A 22,583-nucleotide genomic window follows, 5' to 3' on the forward strand; every position below is an offset into this window, starting at 1 on the left:
AAAACCGCCGGCAGGGCAGGGTAGCCGCCGCTGCCGTTTACTAATGGGAACCACGAAAAATCGTCAAGTTCTTGTAGAGATGCTGTCATATAACGGTGTTAGCCTTTATTTTTTAACACTGTTGTAGAGGCGGAGCGGACATGGACAGAAGGCGGTTTTTGAAGTGGGGCGGTTTTATTACGGCGTCGGTGGCGACCGGTGCGGGCCTGGCCGGCTGCGGCGGCAGCGATAACACGGTGGTAGTCGGCGACGCCGGCGCGTCGCTGGTCACGGGCGCCTGGAAGTTCCCGCAGAGCGTGGCGTCGGGCGATCCGCGCGCCGACAGCATCCTGCTGTGGACCCGCGCCGTGCCGTCCAGCGCCGACAACGTGGCCACCGCACCTGCGGGCCAGGACGGCGCCATCCGACTGCTGGTCACCGCTGCCGACAACAACGCTGCACTCGGTTCGAACGCCGTGCTGGCCGGCGCCCCGGTGGTGGACGTGCACCTGCCTTTGCTCAGCCAGTACGACAACACCGTGCGCCATAAGGTCAGTGGCCTGGCGCCCGGCGCCGTCTATTTCTACCAGTTCGTCGCCGGCGACACCCGCTCCAACGTGGGGCGCTTCAAGACCGCGCCTGCCGCCACCGCCGATGTGGCGCAACTGCAGTTTGCCTACATGACCTGCCAGGACTGGAGCGTGAACCACTGGGGTGCGATGACGTCGATCGCCGCCGAGCCGCTCGACTTCATCGTTCACCTGGGCGACTACATCTACGAGACCGTGGGCGAAGATTTTCAGTCGGGCGCAGTGGAAAGCCGCCACGGCGCGCTCACCCTGCCGGACGGCGCGGCCAAGGCCGGATCGAGCAAAGCCAAGTACGCCAACACCCTGGCCGACTATCGCTACCTGTATAAACAGTACCGCACCGACCCGCGTTTGCAGGCGCTGCACGAGCGCTTTGCCTTTATCGCCGTTTGGGATGACCACGAGTTCACCGACGACGCCTGGCAAGATGCGCAAACCTACGACGGCAGCACCAACGCCGACGGCACCGACCTGCACCAATCAAACCGCCGCCGCAATGCCAACCAGGCGTGGTTCGAGTTCATGCCGGCCGACGTGTCGTTCGACGCGGCCGACGCCTCGTTCCAGAACATCCGCATCTACCGCGATTTCCAGTTCGGCAAACTGATGCAGCTGGTGATGACTGACCAGCGCCTGTACCGCTCCGACCACATCATTCCCGAATCGACCATCAACCCGGCCACCGGCAAGCCGCTGGGGCGCATCGGCGCGCGCTACCTGGTGCCGCAGCAAACCCTGGCGGCCGTCGAAGCGCAAAAGATCGGCGCCACCACGGCTGCCGGCCAGCCGCCGCTGACCAACGTCTCCATCCTCGGCAACACCCAGCGCCAGTGGTGGATGGACAAGATGAAGGCTGCCACGTCCACCTGGAAGTTGTGGGGCAATGAAGTGTCCCTGCTGCGCATGGGCATGAACGGCATCGATGCGATTGCCACGCTGCTGGCGTTGAACGCCGTGCCCACGGTGGCCGCGCAGGTGGGCACGACCGCCGGCGCCACCGGCGGCAACGTGGCGCTGGCCGGGGCGATCGTCGCTGCCGCCGTTGCCGGTGCCGCGTCGGCCACCGCGCAAGCTGGCGCCAGCGCCATCGTGCGCACGGCTGCGGGTGGCGGCGCCGCGCAGGCGCAGGCGGCAGCCGGGGTAGGGGCGGGCCTGAGCGCTACGCAGGCGGGTCTGGCGGTGGCGGTGACGGCGGCAGTGTCCACGGCGCCCGCTGGCGCCACCACCACCGCGCTGGCCGGGGTGGCCGCGCAGACCATCGCCTTCGGCTTCATCAAGGCCGACGTGCAGACCAACGGCGCGGCGTCGAGCTTCGTGGCGGCATCGGGCAAGCAGCAGGCGCTGGCGCCGTTCTTTGCGCGCTTCCTGCTCAACTGCGACCAGTGGGACGGCTACAACGGCGAGCGCAAGGCCTTGATGGCGCACCTGAAGTCCAACAACATCGGCAACGTGGTGGCGCTCACCGGCGACATCCACGCTTTCTTTGCCGGCACCGTCAACGACGACTTCGACGCGGCCGGCGGCGGCACGCCGGTGATGGTGGACCTGGTCTCGGCCGGCATCAGCTCCGATTCGTTCTTCAGCTACCTGCGCGATGCGGCGTCCGCGCTGGGCGACATCGGCACGCTGGTGTCGTACCCGCTGGCCATCCCGGTGCCGGGCGTGGGCACGGTAAGCCTCAACTTCAACCTGCTCGACTACACCATGGGCAAGGCCGCGCCAACGCTGACGCAGTTGCTCGAACAGTTGCGGGTGCAGCTGCGCGGCGCGCTGGCCGCAAAAGGCGTGGCGGAAAGCGCGCTGGAGGCCACCGTCACCGCCGTGATGGCGGGCCTGCAGGCGAGCAGCGACTTCAATACCAGCTTGCTGGCGCTGGCGCAGCAGCTCTCCGCGCTGGGCAATAACAACTGGCTCAAGCACGTCAATACCGACGCGCAGGGCTACACGCTGGTGACGCTCACGCCGGGCAAGCTGGTGGCGCAGTTCCGCCAGGTGAACAAGCTGGTGGGCGCCAGCGCGCCGGCCACGCTGCTCGCACGCACCACCACCGCCACCGTGACGGCCGGCGTGGCAGCGGTGGTGGTCAGCCAAGTGTAAAAACGGGCAATGCGGGCTGGTATCATCCGTCCATCATATCAACGGATGAACTCATGAAAACCCGCATTGCCCTCATCGCGCACGACAAGAAAAAAGACGACATGATCCTGCTGGCCGGCCAGTACCGCGACTTTCTGGCCTCCTGCGACCTGGTCGCCACCGGCACCACCGGCGGGCGCCTGGCCAACGAACTGGGGCTTACCGTGGACCGCAAGCATTCGGGCCCGTTCGGCGGCGACCTGCAGATCGGCGCCATGCTGGTGCAGGGCGAGATCGACTGCGTGATCTTCCTGCGCGACCCGATGACGCCGCAGCCGCACGAGCCGGACATCAACGCCCTGGTACGCGCCTGCGACGTCCACAACACGCCGTGCGCGACCAACGTGTCGTCGGCGCACCTGGTACTGTCGCAATTGCAGTTGCGCGCTACGGCCGCCTGAGCCGCGCTACACTGAGCAATTATGTCACCGGAGGTAGCAATGACGCAGTCAACAACCAAGGCAATCCGCATCGCCCGCAACGGCGGCCCTGAAGTAATGGAACTGGTGGACGTGGACCTGCCAGCACCCGGCCCCGGCGAGGCGCAAGTGCGCCACGAAGCCATCGGCCTGAACTTCATCGATGTCTATCACCGCACCGGCCTGTATGCGCAGCCGTTGCCAGCCGGGCTGGGCATGGAAGGCGCCGGCGTGGTCGAAGCGGTGGGCGAGGGCGTGACCGAAGTCAAGGTCGGCGACCGCGTGGCCTATGCCGGCGGCCCGATCGGCGCTTACGCCCTGGCGCGCAATATGCCGGCATCCAAATTGCTGGTGCTGCCCGAGAACATCGCTTTCGACACCGCCGCCGCCATGATGCTGCAAGGCCTCACCGTGCAGTACCTGCTGCACCGCACGGTGGCGCTCAAGGCCGGCGACACCATCGTCTTCCACGCTGCTGCCGGCGGCGTGGGCCTGATTGCGTGCCAGTGGGCCAAGGTGCTGGGCGTCACGCTGATCGGTACGGTCGGATCAGGCGAAAAAGCCGCGCTGGCCCTCGAACACGGCGCCGCCCACGTCATCAACTACAACACCGAGAACTTTACCGAGCGGGTGCGCGAGATCACCGGTGGCAAGGGTGTGCGCGCCGTGTACGACTCGATCGGCAAGGACACCTTCATCGGCTCGCTCGACTGCCTGGCGCCGCTGGGCACCATGGTCAGCTTCGGCAATGCGTCCGGCCCGGTGGAATCGTTCGCGCTGGCCGAACTGGCCAAGCGCGGCTCGCTGTACGTCACCCGGCCGTCGATGGCGGCCTACCTGTCCACCCGCGAAGAGCTGGATGCGGCAGCCCGCTCGCTGTTCGGCGTGGTGTCCAGCGGCGAAGTGAAGGTGGACGTGCGCCAGCGCTATGCCCTGGCCGACGTGGCCCAGGCCCACCGCGACCTCGAAGGACGCAAGACCACGGGCTCGACCATCCTGCTGCCATGAGCAAGCAGATGTTCGACGAGCAGGAGCAGCGCCGCATCCAGGCCGACGAAGACCAGGACGACGGCGATTTCTCCGACATGCTCAGCGAAATGCGCATCCTGCTGCCGGGGGCGCAGATGCTCACGGCGTTCCTGATCATCCTGCCCTTCAACGGCGGTTTTGCGCGCATCGTGCATACCGAGAAGCTGCTGTTTCTAGCGACTTTTGTGTTCTCGCTTGCCAGTCTTGTGTTGCTGAGCGCACCGGCGGTGCAGCACCGCATTATTCGGCCATTAAAGGACCGCGCACGTTTCAAGCGCGTGGCCACCAAGCTCATGGTCAGTGGTTCGCTCACGCTGGCCATTGCCCTGGTGCTCGGCACCAACCTGGTGATCTCTGAAGTGTTTGGCGGCACCGTGGGGCTGGTTACGTCCGGCCTGGTGGCGCTGCTGATCCTGGTGGTGTGGTGGTGGATGCCGAGGTACCTGAAAAAGCATGCAGGTGTATAGCATGGATTTTTGTACGGAAGCGTACAGACGCGTTTGCTAGTGGGAAGTATTCTGATCTCAATGCAAAGCCATTCCGGCTGTTGCCCAGACAGGAGTCACATCATGAACAAAGACCAAATCGAAGGCAAACTGAAAAACGTTGGCGGCAAAATTCAAGAAGGCGTTGGCGATCTGATCGACAGCCCTGAGCAGGAAGCCAAAGGCCTGGCCAAGCAAGGCGAAGGCAAGGTCCAGGAAAAAGTGGGCGACCTGAAAGAAGCCGCCAAAATCGCTACCAAGTAATTGGTCGGCAAAAAGAAAAAGCGCCGGTGTGCAAACACCGGCGCTTTTTCTATTGTGGGCCCAAAACCGTCATCCCGCATCGGCGGACCGCCGCGCAGGCGGGGATCCAATCCAACCTCAATTCGCCTTGACCGCAGGCTGCCCCGCCACCACCGTATCCACCTTCGGATCGATGGTCACTTCCACCCGGCGCGGCACACCACTCTGGCCAGGGAAGCCAGTAAAGGCGCTCTGCACCAGCGCCGGCATCACGTGCGGTGTGGCAGCGACGGTGCTGGTGTTTTGCACCGTCACGTCATACAGCTTGCGCCCGCTGGTGGTGTTGATGGTTACGCGCAGCTGGCGCTGGTACTGGTGGCGAATCCGTTCTTCCACGCCGAACGTGTTGTAGCGGAACGGATCGTAGAACGGGCTGTAAGCCCAGCGCGAATAGCCCCAGCCGTAACGGCCATAGCCCGGACGGCCCCAGTACGGGCTGCCCCACGGCGCGCCCATGAACGGATCTTCGCGGATCACGCGCACAGGCTGGTCGATGGTCAGGTATTTCATGCCGACCAGGAGGTTGGGCTGCTGGCCTTCGTCGGCCTGCTGGAAGCCCAGCTTGCTCAATTCATTGCTCACCAGAACCTGGTAGCTGCGGTACTCCAGCGTATCGTCCACGCCGCGTGGCGCTTCGAAGGCATAGGTTTTGGCTTGCAGGTCCGCCGGCCAGGCGTTAAAAGCCGTAACGTCGCTGCGAATGGTGGTGGCGCAACCGGTCAACAGCATGACGGCGGCAGTCGCCAGGATGGCGAGATATCTCATGATAGGCCTCTTAGAAACAGGAAAAACGCGGGGAAGACGGTATGTCCAGAACTACAGTTTACGTCGCGCATACAGACTGCGCATCATTATTACAGAATGTTACGGCAGCGTGGAAATCAGCAACTTTCGACCTTCCTTGAGGAAAATCAAGCGTCGGCCTGGCGCTGGTATTGGTAAAATAGACTTTTGCCTAACGTCCAACACCATCCCATGCGCACCGATAGCAGCCCACTGAGCAGCCCACTGACGATTTACCGCAAAGATTACACCCCTCCGGCGTTCCTGGTCGATACGGTTGAACTGGGCTTCGACCTGGACCCGCACCGCACCATCGTGGCCAACCGCATCACCATGCAGCGCAACCCGGACGGCACCAATTGCGACATCGTGCTGCACGGCGAGGAAATTGAGCTGGTGCAACTGCGGATGAACGGCAAGGTGCTGCAAGCCGGCGAATATTCGATCGAGGGCGTGCTACTGACGATCAAGAATGCCCCGGACCAGGTCGTGCTGGAAATCGAAACCGTGTGCGTGCCGGTGGAAAACACCACCTTGTCGGGCTTGTACGTATCGAACGGCAACTTCTTCACCCAGTGCGAAGCCGAAGGCTTCCGCCGCATTACTTATTTCCCTGATCGCCCGGACGTGATGGCCAAGTACACCGTGATGCTGCGCGCCGACAAGGCGACGTACCCGGTGCTGCTGTCGAACGGCAACCTGATCGAAGAGGGCGACCTCGGCGATGGCCGCCATTACGCCAAGTGGGAAGATCCGTTCAAGAAGCCGTCGTACCTTTTCGCCCTGGTCGCGGCCAAGCTGGTGTGCCAGGAAGAGACCTATACCCTGAACTCGGGCCGCGACGTGCTGCTGCAAGTGTGGGTGGAAGACGGCAACCTCGACAAGACCGACTACGCCATGCAGTCGCTGAAAAACTCGATCCGCTGGGACGAGGAGCGCTTCGGCCTCGAGCTCGACCTGGACCGCTTCATGATCGTTGCCGTGGGCGACTTCAACATGGGCGCGATGGAAAACAAGGGTCTCAATATCTTCAACACCAAGTTCGTGCTGGCCAACCCGCGCGTGGCCACCGACATCGACTACGCCGGCATCGAAGCCGTGGTGGGCCACGAGTACTTCCACAACTGGACCGGCAACCGCGTGACGTGCCGCGACTGGTTCCAGCTGTCGCTCAAGGAAGGCCTGACCGTGTTCCGCGACCAGGAATTCTCGGCCGACATGATCGGCAGCGACAGCGGTCGCGCCGTCACCCGCATCGACCAGGTGCGCACCTTGCGCCAGGCGCAGTTCCCGGAAGACGCCGGCCCGATGTCGCACCCGGTGCGTCCCGACTCGTTCGTCGAGATCAATAATTTTTATACCGTGACCGTGTACGAAAAAGGCGCGGAAGTGGTGCGTATGTACCAGACCCTGGTGGGCCGCGACGGCTTCCGCAAGGGCATGGACCTGTACTTCGAGCGCCATGACGGCCAGGCCGTGACCTGCGACGACTTCCGCGCCGCCATGGCCGATGCCAACGGCCGCGACCTGCGCCAGTTCGAACGCTGGTACAGCCAGGCCGGCACGCCGGTAGTGACCGCGCGCACCCGCTACGACGCCGTCAAGCGCAACTTCGACATCATCCTGTCCCAGCGCAGCAACCACCCGGACCAGCTGCCGTTCCATATTCCCGTGGCCGTCGGCCTGCTGGGAGAAGATGGCCGCGACCTGCCGCTCACGCTCGACGGTGGAACCCAAGAACAGGGCGCCACCACCGTGGTGCTGGAACTGACCGAGCAGGAGCAGATTTTCCGCTTCCGCAATATCGACGAGCGCCCGACGCCGTCGATCCTGCGCGATTTTTCGGCGCCGGTGATCCTGGAGTACGACTACACCGACGACGAGCTGCTGCACCTGTTCCGCCACGACAGCGACCCGGTGAACCGCTGGGAAGCGGGCCAGCGCCTGGCCATGGCGCGCCTGCTCAAGCTCACCGCGCAGGTGGCGGCCAAGCAGGACAAGCCACTCAAGCTCGATACGACCTTCCTCGACGCCCAGCGCGCGCTGCTCATCGACGACACGCTCGATCCGGCCTTCCGCGAACTGGCCCTGATCCTGCCATCGGAAGGCATCATCGCCGAGCAGATGGATGTCGTCGATCCGCACGCGATCCACGCCGCGCGCCAGTTCATGCGCCGTACCATCGGCACCGAGTTGCGGGCCGAACTGCTGGCGCAGTACCACGCCAACCAGACCCCGGGCGAGTACAGCCCGGACGCTCTGTCGGCCGGCAAGCGCGCACTGAAAAACCTGTGCCTGTCGTACCTGCTGGTGACGCCCGACGCGGTCACGCTGTCGCTGGCGCAGCACCAGTGCGAACAGGCCGGTAACATGACCGACCGCTTCGCCGCGCTGGTGGCGCTGATCCACAGCGGCGCTGACGCCAGCGCCTACCTGCAGCGCTTCTACGATGATTTTTCCAGCGAAGCGCTGGTGATCGACAAGTGGTTCGCCATGCAGGCCGCCACGCCGGCCACCGACGTCGCCGCCGTGCGCAAGCTGATGGAGCACCCGGCCTTTACGCTGAAGAACCCGAACCGCGCGCGCAGCCTGCTGTTCAACTTCACCAACGCCAACCCGTCGCAGTTCCACGCGGCCGACGGCAGCGCCTACGCCTTCTGGGCCGAACACGTGATCAAGCTCGACGCCATCAACCCGCAAGTGGCCGCCCGCTTTGCGCGCAGCATGGACCGCTGGCGCCGTTACGCCCCGGCGCTGCAAGCGAAGATGAAGGCCGCGCTGGAGCAGGTAGCCGCCCAAACCAAACTCTCGAACGACGTGCTGGAAGTGATCACCAAGGCACTCGCCAATTAAACAAGAACCCGAAAGCCGGCCCGCGCCCGCCGCTCCGTCATCCTCGCGCACGCGGGGATCCATGGAGCGCCTGCGCAGCCCACACCCTCATCCAGTTTAGAATTTCCACCAAAAAGGAACCCCATGAAACGCATCAGCCTCACCCAATACCTGGTCGAAGAACAGCGCCAGAACAATTCCATCCCCGCCGAACTGCGCCTGCTGATCGAAGTCGTGGCCCGCGCCTGCAAGACCATCAGCCACGCCGTGGGCAAGGGCGCGCTCGGTGAAGTGCTGGGCACGGCCACCACCGAGAACGTGCAGGGCGAAGTCCAGAAAAAACTCGACATCATCTCCAACGAGATCCTGCTCGAAGCGAACGAATGGGGCGGTCACCTAGCCGCAATGGCGTCGGAAGAAATGGAAACCATCCATAAGATCCCGAACCGCTATCCGAAAGGCGAATACCTGCTGACGTTCGACCCGCTGGACGGCTCGTCGAACATCGACGTCAACGTTTCGATCGGCACCATCTTCTCGGTGCTGAAAGCACCGGAAGGCATGACCGAACCGACCGAACAGGACTTCCTGCAGCCAGGCAGCCGCCAGGTCGCCGCCGGCTACGCCGTGTACGGCCCGCAGACCATGCTGGTGCTCACCACCGGCAACGGCGTCAACTGTTTCACCCTGGACCGCGAAATGGGTTCGTGGGTACTGACCCAGCGCGACATGCAGATCCCGGTCAAGACCCGCGAGTTCTCGATCAACGCCTCCAACGCGCGCCACTGGCACGCACCGGTGCAGCGCTACGTGAACGAACTGCTGGCCGGCGAAACCGGCCCGCGCGGTTCGAACTTCAACATGCGCTGGGTCGCCTCGATGGTAGCCGACGTGCACCGCATCCTGAACCGCGGCGGCATCTTCATGTACCCGGCCGACACCCGCGACACCTCGATGCCAGGCAAGCTGCGCCTGATGTACGAAGCGAACCCGATGGCCTTCATCGTCGAGCAGGCAGGCGGCGTCGCCACCGACGGCCAGCAGCGCATCCTCGACATCCAGCCGACCAAGCTGCACCAGCGCGTGCCAGTCTTCCTCGGCTCGCGCGAGGAAGTGGAAGTGGTGACCGGCTACCACCAGGGCTGATAGCGCCTGATCCGTACATGGCAAGGCTATTTTTACATCACGGCCAAAATTTATTGGTTTTAGACTAGCGTGGTGCGAAGGTTCTTTGTTAGAATGCGGGTCGTCGCCGCTTTAGCTCAGTTGGTAGAGCAGTTCATTCGTAATGAAAAGGTCGCCAGTTCGATTCCGGCAAGCGGCACCAGAACTCAGCAGTAAAAAGTGTCAAGAAGTCTCGAAACCCGCCTCTCTCATAGGGAGCGCGGGTTTTTTGTTGTCTCGTGGTTTACCGAGGTGTAGCATGAAATCCAGGACCGGTGAGGGACAAATTGGCGCTTGTCCCTCACGAAAAAATTTGGTCCCTCAATCGGCGCCGCACTCGGAATGGGATTGCGACATGACACTCACCGACCTTTTTATCCGGAAACTCAAGCACTCCGGCAAGCCCAGTGGCGATAAATACAGCGACGGCCGCGCGCTGTACCTGCTGGTCAAGGAGTCCAACAAGTACTGGCGGATGAACTACCGCTTCGACGGCCGGCACAAGACGCTGGCCCTTGGCATCTACCCGGAGGTGTCGCTGGCCGAGGCGCGCGAATTATGCGCCGACGCCCGCAAGCTGCTGCGCGCCGGTGTCGATCCGAGGGCGCCGGCAATCGATCCGTACGAGCAGCAACGGCGCGAAGACGCGCAGAACACCTTTCGTGCACTGGCGCTCCTGTGGCTGGCGAAGATGGACGCCAGCCGCAGCACCGCCACCCAGGAGAAGGTGCTGGCGTGGCTCGAGCACGACGTCTTTCCCTACATCGGCAGTCTGCCCGTATCAAGCATCAAGCCGCGCGACGTGCTGGGCGTGCTGCAGCGGGTGGAGGCGCGCGGCGCCGTCGATTCGGCCCACCGCATCAAGCAGCTGTGCGGCCAGGTGCTGCGTCATGGCGTGGCGATCGGCTGGTCGGAGCGCGACGTGACGCCCGATTTGAAGGGCGCGCTGATCGCCGTCCCGCGCACCAATTTCGCCGCGATCACGGAGCCGAAGGAACTGGCGGTGCTGCTGCGCGCGATCCACGCCTACAACGGCCATATCGTGGCCGTGTCGGCGTTAAAACTGACGCCGCTGCTGTTTGTACGTCCCGGCGAATTGCGCGCCGCAGAATGGCGCGAATTCGATCTCGATGGCGCCGCGTGGCGCATCCCTGCCGCCAAGATGAAAATGCGCATGGAGCACATGGTGCCGCTGTCCACGCAGGCGCTGGAGATCCTGCGCCAGCTGCGCCGCATCACGGGCCACGGCAAATACGTGTTCCCCAGCCTGCGCACCGAGCAGGCCTGCATGAGCGAGAACACCATCAACGCGGCCTTGCGCGGCATGGGCTTTGCCAAAGAAGTGATGACGGCGCACGGCTTCCGCGCCACGGCGCGCACGATCATGGACGAAGTATTGGGCGAGCGGGTGGACCTGATCGAGCACCAGCTGGCGCACCGCGTAATCGACCCGAATGGCCGCGCCTACAACCGCACCGCGCACCTGCCGGCACGCGCCGCGATGATGCAGCGCTGGGCCGATTACCTCGACAAGCTGCGCACCGGCGCCGACGTCATTCCGCTTCGCGCCGCGACCGGTCCCGGTCCCGGTCCGCAGTAGCAGCAGTCTCCTTCGCCGCGCGCAGGTTACGGCGCGGCGCAGCGTCATACGCCGGTCCGCGCTGGGCAATGCGCGCCTCGAGCCACTGCGCCACATCCTCCTGCAACCACCCCACCGACCGCGCCGACAGCTTGACCGGGGCAGGGAAGGTGTGCAGCTTGATCTCGCGGTACAGCGTGGCGCGCGACAGTCCGCACAGTTGCAGCACCTCGCGGATGCGCAGCAGGCGCGAGGTGCTGGGCGGGCTATCGGTGTGGCTGGTGTTCATGCGGTGTCTCCTCGTCTCGGCAGGTCTAGCGACAAAGTAGGGCGCCGACCGCCAGCGGGGTTTGTCGCAGTGCCAGCTTGCGGCGACTTGCGCCGGAAAGATGACGCATGCTTGAGTTTGCCCAATGCTGCGGAAAGGAAACTGGTGTTTTAACCTCCTGCCTGAATCTTTTACGCGCGGCATGATTGGCTGACCTTCCTGCGCTGACGTCTTTACGGGACGTTGCGTTATCTTTCCGTGAGTCAGTCCTCAATGATCTTGCATCCATGCCTGCGGATTTATCGGTGGCCTGGGTTACGGCCAGAACACTGTCCAAACTGTGCTTAAAACCCGATCAAACCGGCCAACCTACCGGACACTTTCGTGAATCAATCGACGCTGAGAGCCGGGCAGGATAGGTGATGTAGGCCTACACGCGAGCGTGTATTCCTCCATCACAACTCCTTATTCGCACTTCGTGCTCAACGGAATCCTGCTCTGCGAGGCCAGGTGGCAGGAACGGCAGCAACGCTCAACGCTTGCGCGACTGGATGCCGATCGTCACCGGCATGGTGGGCGGTGATCAGCATGTACCGGCCAGTACCGATCGCGGCAAGGGGCTGTGACCACAGTAACTCCCGCGCCTTGCCGACGAAGGCCAGTGCGGTGCGTGACCAGTGCGGGCGGTTTGCTCGAGCAGCTGTAGGCCTGTAGCCGTCGCAGCTGATTTTCCGTGGCGTCAATCCGTTTCGTTGCGGACCGGTGCGTTTTAACGCTCAAATCTGCCGCAAAGCGAGTGCTGGTGCGGCTTTACGGTTCAATCGGGGGAGGCTTGTTTGACAGAGAGCTGAGACACGTAAACGCTCAAAGCCAGCGCTGGCGCGGCTTTGCGACCCAACCGGAGGTTGCGTGATGTGTGATAGATCGGCAGGGGCGCGGGGACTCCCCGCACCAGGCCAGGATGACGGTCACTAGCGGGTGTAATGCCTCCTGCGGCTTTTCGGCAGGGCACGAACGGGCTGCAAATGAGCTACGAACAGTCTACGAATGAGCTACGAATGAGCTACGAATGAGCTACGAACAGGATACGAGCAGGTTGCAAATAGAATATTTTGGCCGGGGAACCTCAGCTGTGGTCCTTTAATGTTGCCCCCCTTGGACCAAGCGCGCATCGCCCTGCGCCTGATGCTGCTGATTAATCACTCGCTGAGGATTTGACGGTTGCCGCCATGTCAACGATACTTGGGCATGTCTAAATGCTAAATTGCATAAGCCAAAAAAACGGATTGATGGATGACCTCTTGACCGGTCGCATCCGCATCGCCCCATCTGCCCGACTCCATAATGTGTAGCCATGACCCCAACCCTGCCCCAGCACGAATCCCTCATCGTCGAGTTCAAGAGCGACCGCAAGCGCCTGTCCGACAACGATCTGGTCGAGGCCATCATTTGCCTGGCTAACGCTGACGGTGGCGAACTGTGGCTGGGTGTGGAAGACGACGGCACGCCAACGGGCCTGCATGCCGAACATATGCAACTGGCAGGACTGGCTGGACTGGTGGCCGCGCGCACATCGCCGTCGCTGGCGGTCGTGGTCACGCCGGTCGCGCTGGGCGCTGTGCATGTGGCGCACATTGCCATACCTAAGTCGCATGGCGAAGTGGCGACCACCGGCGGCGTGTATCTGCGCCGGCGCCTGAAGGCCGACGGCCAGCCCGAATGCGTGGCGATGTTGCCGCATGAGCGTGCCAGCCGCGCCACCACCTTCGGTCTGGTGGATGCTTCCGCCCAGGCGGTGGCCGGCGCCAAGCTCAGTGACCTGGATCCGCTGGAGCGCGAACGGCTGCGCCAGAGCGTGCAGCAATATGGCGGCGACCGCGTGTTGCTTGAACTCGATGACGAAGCGCTCGATGGCGCGCTTGGATTGACCGCGCGCCAGAGCGATGGCACCCGCGTGCCCACGCTGACTGGGCTGCTGTTGCTGGGCAAGGAGCTGGCGCTGCGCGAACTGGTTGGCACGCATGAATTCGCGTTTCAGGTGCTGGCGCGCGAGGCGGTCGGCTTCAATGAATTTCGCCGCTTCCCGCTGCTCAAGGCGCTGGACTGGCTGGAGACGAATTTCCGCCCTTACAATCCCGAGCGTGAAATACAGGTCGGTCTGTTCCGCGTGCCCGTGCCCAAGGTGGACCTGGGCGCGTTCCGCGAGGCGGTCGCCAACGCGCTGGTGCATCGTGACTATCACCGCATGGGCGCGGTGCATGTGCGGATGGACGACGAAGGGCTGACGATCAGCAACCCGGGTGGCCTGATGGATGGCGTGACTCTGGCGAACTTGTTGACCACCGAACCGCGCCCGCGCAATCGCACACTGGCCGACGCGATGAAGCGCATCGGCGTGGTCGAGCGCTCGGGGCGTGGCGTCGATAAAATCTATCGCGGCATGTTGCGCTTCGGACGTCCCGAGCCGGACTACCGGCGCACCGATGCCACCAGCGTCATCCTGCGCCTGGCCACGACCGATGCCGACGAGGCTTTCCTGAAGCGCGTGGTCGAGGAAGAGGGGCGGCGCGGCAGTGCATTGCCGATCGACAGCCTGATCGCTCTGGCGGCGCTGCGTGGCCTGAAGCGCCTGACGACCGAGGAACTGGCCATCCATATCCAGCGCGAGCCGGCGCAAGCAAAGCGCACCCTGGAGGCTTTGGTTGAAGCTGGCCTTGCGCAAGCCCATGGCACGACGCGTAGCCGCACTTATACGCTTGCAGCCGGCGTTTATCAGGCTGAAGGGGACAAGGCTGCTTACACGCGGCAGATGGGTTTTAGCAATCTCCAGCATGAGCAGATGGTGCTGAGCTATGTACGACAGCATGGATCGGTGCGTCGTAGCGACGTAGCTGATTTATGTCGCCTGACCTCAATTCAGGCAAGGGATCTATTGAAGCGCCTCAGGCAGTCTGGGCGCCTGCAACAGCATGGCGAAAGGCGGGCTGCATTTTACGTTCTGGGTGAAGCTGAGTAGCTTGGATTTATAGACGGTTTAGACGTCTTTGGACGTGGTTTTGGACGTGCTTTAGATGTCTTCCAGTGATTTTTTTCATTGAAATCAACGAACTATAGAACTGAACGGATACCTATGCATTGGGAATTGGACGACTTTGAACGTCCGTTTGATGAGCAGTTGACCGCGATGGGCTGGCGCTATGGGGTATGTGACCTGGACTAGCCTGCCAAACCGGCCGTGCCAGTTTCGCCGAGGTGGTGCAGGAAGGCACGCTGCACCGCCAGTTCGACGCCCTGAATTTTCGCAATGTGGCCCGGAGGGGGGGGGGGGGGCAGACCTGGCTGGACGGCGAACGCCTTTCGCAAGCAGTCGGAGCCATTATGCGCATCCCCGCGCACCGCTTGATGGAGGCAAACCGCATGGCCACCTAGCTGCTGCATGGTGGTATCACTGTAGACGGCATGCCGGAATGGGGTGGCGGCGGCATCCAGACCATTCACTATTTGCTGGGCTACGCGCGAGCGATGAACTATGAGTAGGCTACAAACAAACTACGAACAAGAAAATGCTACTTGTTCAAATTGGGAAAAGATCCCTCACCCGAGAAAATGGATACCCGGTCTCGGCGGCCCTTCTAACCTTTCGGTCGAGGACATGATTTAGAGGTATTTCACGACTCATCACATCGTGAAGGTCAAGTCCGTCCATGCAGATTACTCGCTTGCCGCGCCCGAAAGCTGCCAGCCCATCCTCTGTGAAACCGCTGTTGCTGATGAATAGGCCGCGAGTCCAGGCCGCCTTTTGTTCGAGCTTGCCATGGAAAGTGTGTAGGTCGGCAACTCCAGTTTGCTCTCCCTGCCACTTCGCCTCAAGCAGGTAGGTTTCATTCGAGAGTTGGAAGCTGCCGTCGATTTGCTCTCCTCGCAGTCGGAACGGTTCACGAGCCTCCAGTCCATAGGCGTTGAAAACGTCGCAGAGCAGCTTTTCGAAAGCATAGCCGCGCGTCTGTGGAGCTAGCTGGTGAAGAGCCAGAAGTTCGGCTTTGAGCCGCATGAGGCGTGGGCGATCAAATGCTGGCGCTGGCGCTGGCGCCTGGCCGAGCGGAGTGGACATCTCTGGCTTTCCCTCCAGTCGATTGATCAACGCCAAAAGCCTTCTTTCGGCATTTTCGACTGTCTCAGGCTCATGATCGCGAGTCCGCACCGCCTCGCGGTATTCCCACAAAGCTTTGAGTGCGCGGACGACCATGGACATATCTACCGTCTGCAGGAAACATCGAAGCCGCTTACCCTTCGACCGGCCGCCCGACGCGTAAGACGGGTCGTCAATGTCGCAGTTGAGCTCTTCGGCAAAAAATTGCGAGAAGGTCCGGTCTGAGAAATTGAGAACATAACCACCGCCCATGGCAAACAAGTCGTCAAGGAAGAACATATCGACGGAACGAATATTTGGCATGATTGATTTTCCTCCCTTATCGCTTGTTGTTGCCGCCAACCTGCCGCCATGTAGATACTGCCCACGCGAACAGATCGGTACAATGCGTTTGGCGGCGTTTAAGCAAGCCTCGCCTACTTGAATATCTAAGCAGCGCATAGGCGATGCAGACTGGTCTCCAGATTATCCAGCCACAACGGAGTTGCCGCTCGCAGTTGAATCATTTCCCTTGGCGCCACCAGGCCATACGCACCGCACAGCCCACGGATGTGGTTGCCCTTGGCGGAGCGCTGACCGACCAGCTCAGCTCTGATCCGGTGGATCGCCTGCAGGTCCTGCTGCTCCACCGATTTGACCGCAACGAAACGCATACTCGGCCGGCTCATCGCCTCGCAAATCGCCTCGGCATCGTTGGCGTCGTTTTTATTGCTTTTCACGTAAGGCTTGACGAACTGCGGCGCGATGAGCTTTACCGTGAAGCCGCGTTTCTGCAATTGCCGGGCCCAATGATGCGCGCCGCCACAAGCTTCCATACCAATCTCGCAGCCAGGTTCTATTTTCTCCAGCAATGCCGGCAGCCATTCTGCCCGACTTAGCTTCTTGCGCCATACAAATTTTTCGCTGCGATCAACCCCGTGGACTTGAAAGACACTCTTGGCGAGATCAACGCCGACGCAGATAATCTTCATGGTGGACTACTTCTTTCAACTGGTTGTGTCGAAACTCCAGTTTAGGCGCTCAGACGCCGACAGGTGAGAAGGAGTCCATCCCATTGCTCCTGGCCGCTTGCTACCGTCAGCGGGTTCCGCCCATGCTCGGACCTTACTTTCATCATCGATTTACCACTACGCCTAGGCGAATGCAATAGTAAATATATTATTATATAAATTGGTAGCTAAAATAAATCATCGGTTGAGTCATCGTTCGGTTTTGTTTCGTCTACGTTCAGGGTGTAAAGCTGAACTTCTTTACCACCTACAGTTTCATTTTGAGCTAAAGAAAGCTTTGCAACCCTTCCTTCTTGAATATCACTTTTTAGTTGATTCTCAAAAGAATCAATATTACTGCTAACAAGACGACGTTTAGCTCCTAATAATGCGCCTAAGCTAATCGCTTGTGCTGAAGGAGCACTCCCAGCGCAGCTATTAATAAGTCTCAAGAATTCCGGATAACTTTCAACCACAGTTTCTAGGCGAGTTGCTTTCTTTTCTAGGATGAAAACAGAATTAATTAGGTGCTCTATTATCTCAAGCGCAACTCTAAGTTCAGCTTCCTTTGGTTCTTTTATATCATGAGCAGCATCGTTTCCTAAAAACCGAATAGCATGCAGACGCTTTTTATCTGCGTTGGAGATATAGCCTCCTTTAAAAAGAAGGTCAATCCGCTTTTCCAAATTATTGCCTGATATCTGCAAGTGATTACAAACCGCCTCAATATTTGCCCGTAGTCCGATACTAGCAAGAACGTAAGCTTGTTCTCCGTATGCGGCTAAAGTCTGCAAATACACCTTGCGAATAAGTGGAGGAATAAAATGGCGGAAAGATAGTCCTTGATGGTTCCGCAAAACACGCGGATATAGCTCTATCGAGACAGTATGTCTTACATCACCATCGCCAATCTCATAGACTTGCTCATAGTCATCATTGCGATGTCTAAAACCAGTAGTGAGACAGCCCATGCATTGAATAATTTGCCATGTGTCTTTCTCATGATAAGACTCTGGGTCGGTTTCCTCTTCCAGTTCCTGGATAACAGAATGTCTTGTACGACGTTTACAGGCTCTGCAATCGGACGTAATAATTTCTTCGGAGTCACTCATAATTTATTTTATTTAAAATTTTTTTGCGATAACGAATGGCGGCTAATTGCCGAACTCGGGCGTCAGCTTACCACTCCCAAGACGGAAGTTCATCGTTCTCGCTGAGTTCACAGCCGTAGAAGCTTGCGCCATGGACTTTAACTCCCTCTAATTTCGCGCCATTTGTCTTTATCGACTCGATTGTGGCAAGTTCGAGTATTGCGCCAGCTAGGTCGGCAGCTGAAAAATTAACGCATTTAAGATTGCATTCTCTAAAGCTCACGCCGCGCAAGCTCGCTCCGGAAAAATCAGCATCAAAAAACCAAGAATGCTTTTCGAAGTCAGCACCATCCAGTTTGATTCCAACAAGGTACTCACCGCTCAGGTCGGTATTCGGAAAGTGGCGTTCTCCAGCAGCATATCGCAGTTCAAGTTCGGCTCGGTTTTCAGGTGGCTTGTAGCCTTCGGTTGAACGTGAATTCATATAAGAAATTTCTACAACGACAGGCCGCTCTTGGCCGAACGCGGCCGTCGCTGTATACTGTAGCATCTTGCCTAAAATGCAAAACGCTCCAATTCCACAGCCGAACGATTTCGAGACAAAAGGGATCCTCGCCCATCAGTAGTGGTCGGCGATTCTGTCTAAGGCCGAAACCTTGCATCCCTTGGGACAAAATATTGTCAGAGTCTCCGAGTGTTGGTTCACCGAACCCCATTCACGCGTCATTTTCCAGCTTGGTAGTTCCTCGGAATCTTCGCTACCCGGACTGACAGCAAACGACCAGTGCCCTGAGTAAAATGCATGGAGTAAAAGAGCTGGTTCACTCTGAGCATTTTTAATTTCTAACGTGGCTACATATCCTTGCTGTGCCAACTTTGGATGACTGGTTGTGTTGAACTCAAGCGTCTCCCCTCCAATGCCTCTGCAGCAGATCATCCTGTCGCTTGCCCCCCAGAAGACTGCAGCAACGGTATCGTCGGACGATTCTACATTCTTGCTTTTCTTGAAAAACACTTCATTCCTCTCAAACTAGCAGCATTTCTGTGATGACCGCTGGTGGCAGGTCGTGGCCGACACCGGTCACGTCATACTTCGTAGTTATTTTTCTTTTGTTTGTGCCGTGCCCAGTATGCCCCAATCATCAAAATCGGAGTCTGCATTACACTCACAATCACAAACATCACAGCGTCAGGAAGCTGTACCCCTTCTGACGAAAAGGCCGTTAGGACAATTTTGGTGATTAGGTAGACTAATGCGCTTACGGGCAAGCAAAGGACGAAAGGACGCCATTTTCCGGTTACGAACATGCCCAACGCGTATCCCGCAGCAAATGCAAACAATAACGAAATCAAACAATTTCTCTCTTTTTTCTAGTTGTTAACCGACGACTCTTCGACGTCTGCGGCAGGTAGGAATGGGCTAGCTCTCAGGATATCATCTTTGCATCTAAGAAATATCCACCAAATGTCACACCATGTAAGCCCAGACGAAAAAGATTGAACTTTCCCTCAGTCCCCCAGTCCAACGCCCAAGCAGCTCGGGAATTGGCCACGTTCAATTGCTCCAGAGCACGCCGGGAACCATACTGGCGAACAAGAGTCCGCCTGAGGGACAAGCGAGGGACATTTGGTCTCTGGGAGAGGTGCGCCATAGAGGAATGTGATTCCGGCAAGCCTACGGCACCATGAGCATCCCAACGCGCCGATACAGCCGCACAGCCGGATTGTCCGCGTATACCTTCAGATCGATCGATGCATCACCGCGCTGGTGAAAATGCACGAAAGCCTGCTGCAGGAGGGCCTCGCCCAGGCCCTGCATTCGCCAATGCGGTGCCACCGCGAGATCTTTTACGAAGGGCAGGCGCCAGCACAAGGCAATGCCGACCAGTTTGCCGGTAGTGTCGGTAGCGGAAAAGATGGTGGCTGGGTCGTATTCCGGATCGCACGCTAGTGCGGGCCACCATTTGTCGAAATTGGTAACGCAGCCGCCGCCGGAACGGTAAGCCAGTTCCAGTAATTCCCACACGGCTCGCGCGTGCTTTGCAGCGACGAATGATACCGGCTGTATACCAGCCGGAAACTGCGGCTGTTTTGCAGGCACCGTTAGGTCTTTGCGCAAGCGGAGAGTCGATGGATGCATGATGATGCCGTCTTCAGTTAAATCCGGTCAGCGCAGATGCCTGTCTCACATGCCAGCCTTCCTACGAAGCGAATCACAGACCACTGTCCGCCGAGGCGAACTTCCATGGCCATCAGGATAACATTTTGGGCACATGAAACATAAAAAGCTGCGCCGCCGGCACACTGTCTCTCCTACAGCAACAAATAGTCGCCACGCAGGTGGTTTATCCGGGACCTTCTCACGGCAATACTGCCGAGTCGGTTTCCGACACTTTCACCTTACGCGTCTCCAGGAGAACAAACATGCAACGCTCACTTTCCGCACTCGCCTTTTCGCTTCTGGCAATGTCCGCCACCACGCCGTCGCAGGCGGCTGCGCCTGACGTCAGGATGTACCGGCTCGACTGCGGCCACATCACGCTCGGCGACAAGGCGGTGCTCTCCGACGCCGGCTTGTACCAGGGGCAGTCGCAGGATCTCGTCGTGTCGTGTTACCTGATCAAGCATGGTGGGGACTGGGTGTTGTGGGATGCCGGTCTGCCGAAAAAATATCTAGCCAATCCGGTCGCGGAAGGCAGTTCGACATTCAAGCTTGACCGCACGATCGTGGCGCAGCTTGCCGACCTCGGGCTGCGTGCCGACGACATCAAGTACATCGCTGTCTCGCATGCCCACTTCGACCATTCCGGCCAAGTCAACGATTTTCCAAATGCGACCCTGATCATCCAGCGCAGCGAACTCGTTGCCATGGCCGATACCGCAAAAGCGACGGCGAAAGGCATCGACGCGCTCCTGTTCAGCAGCCATATAACCGGTAACAAGCGGCAGCGGGTACGGGTGATCGATGGCGATGTGGACCTGTTTGGCGACGGCACACTGACGGCCGTCCAGACCCCCGGCCACACCCCGGGCAGCATGGCGCTGCTGCTCAGGCTTGGCAAGGCCGGCGCCTACGTGCTGTCCGGCGACCAGTGGCATCTGGCGGAAAACCATCAGCGGCGACAGGTCCCAACCTGGAACTACGATCATGACCAGACCATCACGTCCGGCAAAAAACTCGATGACGTGATCGCGGCCAACCGTGCCACCCTGGTCATCCAGCACGAGCCTGCCGACAATCAGAAGCTGCCGACGTTGCCGCGCTTTCTCGACTGAGTCATCGCTGCAGCGTCGCCACCAGGTGGTCGAGCACCACCCGGGTTTTTGCGGTCATCTTGCGGCCCACGGGTATCAGCGCATGGACCGGTGGCGCTGCGACGTCCGCCTGCGGCAGCACGTGCACCAGGCGGCCGCTTGCCACCAGGGGCGCGGCAAAGCCTTCGATGAGCTGCCCGAGGCCGAAGCCGCAAGCAGTTGCCTCCACCAGCGTGTGGCCGTCCGCCATGATCAGCACGGGGGAGGGCGCGAGCTCGCGTCGCACGCCGTTGTCGTTGAGGGACCAGCCATGCAGCTGCCCCGAACTGCTGCGAAACAGCACAGCGTCGTGTCCTTACAGATCTGCGACCGAGGCGATGGCAGGGCGCTTCTGCAGATACGATGGCGATGCGTAGAGGCCCATTTGCAGGTCGCAGATCTTCCGCACGGTCATGTCGCTGTCGACCGGCAGATGGCCGATCCGCACCACCAGATCCCAGCCGTCGCCCACCGGATCGGACCGGCGGTCGCTGAGCGACATTTCCACGACCACCTTCGGATAACGCTCTCGTAGCGCACCCAGGGTGGGCAGTACCACGCGTCCGAAGCCGGCCGGCAGATCGACGCGTACGCGTCCTATTGGTTCTGCGCGATTGACTGCCAGCGCCTGTTCGGCCTCGCGCAGGTGCTCGAGCGCGGTGCGCGCGGCCGCCAGGTAGATCTGGCCGTCCTCGGTGATGTGCACGGCGCGCGTGGTCCGCTGGAACAGCAGGGTGGCCAGGTGCTTTTCCAGGCGCTGGATGGCCTTGCCCACGCTCGACTTGTTGGTGCCGAGACGCTCGGCGGCCAGCGTAAAACTGCCTGTTTGCGCCACGGCGACGAACGCGGTGATGTCCTGCAGCGAGGCGCCTGTCATTTCCTGCATGGTGACTCCGGTGCGGCAAAGGTCCTAGTCTGCCACATGCGGCGCCACAGCACAGTGCCGCCAGCTGTGACGAACCCCGGCTATTCGTCGTACAGATCCTCTTCACTGATCCATTCTTCAACGTCGTCCATGACAATGTCACGCAGCCATGCGGTAAATCCTTGCGATACCTGTTCGTAGCGCAGGGGACTGGAGAGTTCGCGCTTGCTGGCAAAGCTCAGATGGATGGTAACGACCTTGTCCTCGATTTTTCCGTCGCGTACGACAAAGAAGGCAAAGTCATCCCTGTCCTGCCGGCGCGCGAACAGATACACGTCGAAATCGGCGCCGGTCTCCTGCTGGAAGGCGGTCTTGGCGAATTGATTGGCTGCGAAATCAGGTGTGGCTCGGGCGGTCACATCCGTATCCTGGAAATACCAGGGCTGCCAGTCGGTCAGGCCTTTGGCGAGGAACCAGCGGTAGGGGAGAGGGAGATGGTTTTTCATCGGGTATTCATTCTGGACGATCGCTTGTCATTAACACCTGCATCGGGACGAACCACTCGGGCGCCATCATTGCTGGTGAAGGAAACTCGTTTATTCTGGCTCAGGCATCAGGAAGAATGTA

General features: G+C 60.1%; 17 protein-coding genes, 1 tRNA gene and 2 pseudogenes. 11 read left to right on the forward strand and 9 right to left on the reverse strand.

What is annotated here, in order from left to right:
* Nucleotides 1-140 precede the first annotated feature (140 nt).
* The 5 genes from J2X54_RS23490 to J2X54_RS23510 all read left to right on the forward strand — a co-directional run bounded on the left by J2X54_RS23490 (nucleotide 141) and on the right by J2X54_RS23510 (nucleotide 4,902).
* Nucleotides 141-2,666, forward strand: a complete 2,526-nt coding sequence (locus tag J2X54_RS23490) for an alkaline phosphatase D family protein (RefSeq protein ID WP_310184248.1) — start codon at nucleotides 141-143, stop codon at nucleotides 2,664-2,666.
* Nucleotides 2,667-2,719: 53 nt separating this feature from the next.
* Nucleotides 2,720-3,106, forward strand: a complete 387-nt coding sequence (locus tag J2X54_RS23495) for a methylglyoxal synthase (RefSeq protein WP_070250745.1) — start codon at nucleotides 2,720-2,722, stop codon at nucleotides 3,104-3,106.
* 39 nt (nucleotides 3,107-3,145) lie between these two features.
* The gene (locus tag J2X54_RS23500; RefSeq protein ID WP_310184249.1) at nucleotides 3,146-4,132 is read left to right on the forward strand and encodes a quinone oxidoreductase; all 987 of its coding nucleotides are present in this window, start codon (nucleotides 3,146-3,148) and stop codon (nucleotides 4,130-4,132) included.
* Nucleotides 4,129-4,620, forward strand: a complete 492-nt coding sequence (locus J2X54_RS23505) for a DUF6328 family protein (RefSeq protein ID WP_310184250.1) — start codon at nucleotides 4,129-4,131, stop codon at nucleotides 4,618-4,620. Before J2X54_RS23500 ends, J2X54_RS23505 begins: the two co-directional genes overlap by 4 nt.
* 102 nt (nucleotides 4,621-4,722) lie before the next feature.
* Nucleotides 4,723-4,902 (forward strand): CsbD family protein, encoded by a 180-nt coding sequence (locus J2X54_RS23510; RefSeq protein WP_310184251.1) that lies wholly within the window; start codon nucleotides 4,723-4,725, stop codon nucleotides 4,900-4,902.
* 117 nt (nucleotides 4,903-5,019) lie between these two features.
* On the opposite strand, the gene J2X54_RS23515 is transcribed toward J2X54_RS23510, so the two are convergent.
* On the reverse strand, nucleotides 5,020-5,706 hold the full coding sequence (locus tag J2X54_RS23515) for a DUF4136 domain-containing protein (protein WP_070250748.1): 687 nt from the start codon (nucleotides 5,704-5,706) through the stop codon (nucleotides 5,020-5,022).
* Nucleotides 5,707-5,916: 210 nt separating this feature from the next.
* Between J2X54_RS23515 and pepN the strand changes: the two genes are divergently transcribed.
* From pepN to J2X54_RS23535, 4 genes are all read left to right on the forward strand, one after another.
* Nucleotides 5,917-8,577 carry an aminopeptidase N gene (gene pepN / locus J2X54_RS23520; protein WP_310184252.1) on the forward strand — a complete coding sequence of 887 codons (2,661 nt, stop codon included), beginning with the start codon at nucleotides 5,917-5,919 and terminating at the stop codon, nucleotides 8,575-8,577.
* 123 nt (nucleotides 8,578-8,700) lie between these two features.
* Nucleotides 8,701-9,702, forward strand: a complete 1,002-nt coding sequence (locus J2X54_RS23525; RefSeq protein ID WP_310184253.1) for a class 1 fructose-bisphosphatase — start codon at nucleotides 8,701-8,703, stop codon at nucleotides 9,700-9,702.
* 105 nt (nucleotides 9,703-9,807) lie between these two features.
* A tRNA-Thr gene (locus J2X54_RS23530) sits at nucleotides 9,808-9,883 on the forward strand.
* 192 nt (nucleotides 9,884-10,075) lie between these two features.
* Nucleotides 10,076-11,320, forward strand: coding sequence for a phage integrase central domain-containing protein (locus J2X54_RS23535; RefSeq protein ID WP_310184254.1), 1,245 nt, complete (start codon nucleotides 10,076-10,078; stop codon nucleotides 11,318-11,320).
* On the opposite strand, the gene J2X54_RS23540 is transcribed toward J2X54_RS23535, so the two are convergent.
* Entirely contained in the window at nucleotides 11,274-11,588 is a 315-nt protein-coding gene (locus J2X54_RS23540) for an AlpA family transcriptional regulator (RefSeq protein WP_310184255.1), read from the reverse strand. The two genes, J2X54_RS23535 and J2X54_RS23540, sit on opposite strands and share 47 nt — an antisense overlap.
* Before the next feature lie 1,333 nt (nucleotides 11,589-12,921).
* On the opposite strand from J2X54_RS23540, the gene J2X54_RS23545 reads away from it, so the two are divergent.
* Nucleotides 12,922-14,583 (forward strand): DNA glycosylase AlkZ-like family protein, encoded by a 1,662-nt coding sequence (locus J2X54_RS23545; protein WP_310184256.1) that lies wholly within the window; start codon nucleotides 12,922-12,924, stop codon nucleotides 14,581-14,583.
* 558 nt (nucleotides 14,584-15,141) lie between these two features.
* On the opposite strand, the gene J2X54_RS23550 is transcribed toward J2X54_RS23545, so the two are convergent.
* The 5 genes and pseudogenes from J2X54_RS23550 to J2X54_RS23570 all read right to left on the reverse strand — a co-directional run bounded on the left by J2X54_RS23550 (nucleotide 15,142) and on the right by J2X54_RS23570 (nucleotide 19,937).
* The gene (locus tag J2X54_RS23550; RefSeq protein WP_310184257.1) at nucleotides 15,142-16,020 is read right to left on the reverse strand and encodes a restriction endonuclease; all 879 of its coding nucleotides are present in this window, start codon (nucleotides 16,018-16,020) and stop codon (nucleotides 15,142-15,144) included.
* Between the two features lie 146 nt (nucleotides 16,021-16,166).
* A pseudogene (locus J2X54_RS23555) lies at nucleotides 16,167-16,688 on the reverse strand (IS110 family transposase); the annotation flags it as partial.
* A 206-nt stretch (nucleotides 16,689-16,894) separates the two neighbouring features.
* A complete protein-coding gene (locus J2X54_RS23560; protein WP_310184258.1) occupies nucleotides 16,895-17,818 on the reverse strand; it encodes a DUF4145 domain-containing protein in 924 nt (307 codons plus the stop codon).
* Nucleotides 17,819-17,885: 67 nt separating this feature from the next.
* Nucleotides 17,886-18,281: a pentapeptide repeat-containing protein gene (locus J2X54_RS23565; protein WP_310184259.1), complete on the reverse strand. Its 396-nt coding sequence runs from the start codon at nucleotides 18,279-18,281 to the stop codon at nucleotides 17,886-17,888.
* 1,191 nt (nucleotides 18,282-19,472) lie between these two features.
* Entirely contained in the window at nucleotides 19,473-19,937 is a 465-nt protein-coding gene (locus J2X54_RS23570) for a GNAT family N-acetyltransferase (protein ID WP_310184260.1), read from the reverse strand.
* A 284-nt stretch (nucleotides 19,938-20,221) separates the two neighbouring features.
* Between J2X54_RS23570 and J2X54_RS23575 the strand changes: the two genes are divergently transcribed.
* Nucleotides 20,222-21,073, forward strand: a complete 852-nt coding sequence (locus J2X54_RS23575; RefSeq protein ID WP_310184261.1) for an N-acyl homoserine lactonase family protein — start codon at nucleotides 20,222-20,224, stop codon at nucleotides 21,071-21,073.
* Nucleotide 21,074: 1 nt separating this feature from the next.
* Here J2X54_RS23575 and J2X54_RS23580 read toward each other — a convergent pair.
* Nucleotides 21,075-21,977 (reverse strand): annotated as a pseudogene (locus J2X54_RS23580) (LysR family transcriptional regulator).
* An 80-nt stretch (nucleotides 21,978-22,057) separates the two neighbouring features.
* On the reverse strand, nucleotides 22,058-22,462 hold the full coding sequence (locus J2X54_RS23585) for a hypothetical protein (RefSeq protein ID WP_310184262.1): 405 nt from the start codon (nucleotides 22,460-22,462) through the stop codon (nucleotides 22,058-22,060).
* Between the last annotated feature and the right edge of the window lie 121 nt (nucleotides 22,463-22,583).

It is taken from the genome of Duganella sp. 3397, assembly GCF_031456625.1.
Lineage (GTDB): Bacteria > Pseudomonadota > Gammaproteobacteria > Burkholderiales > Burkholderiaceae_D > Rugamonas > Rugamonas phyllosphaerae.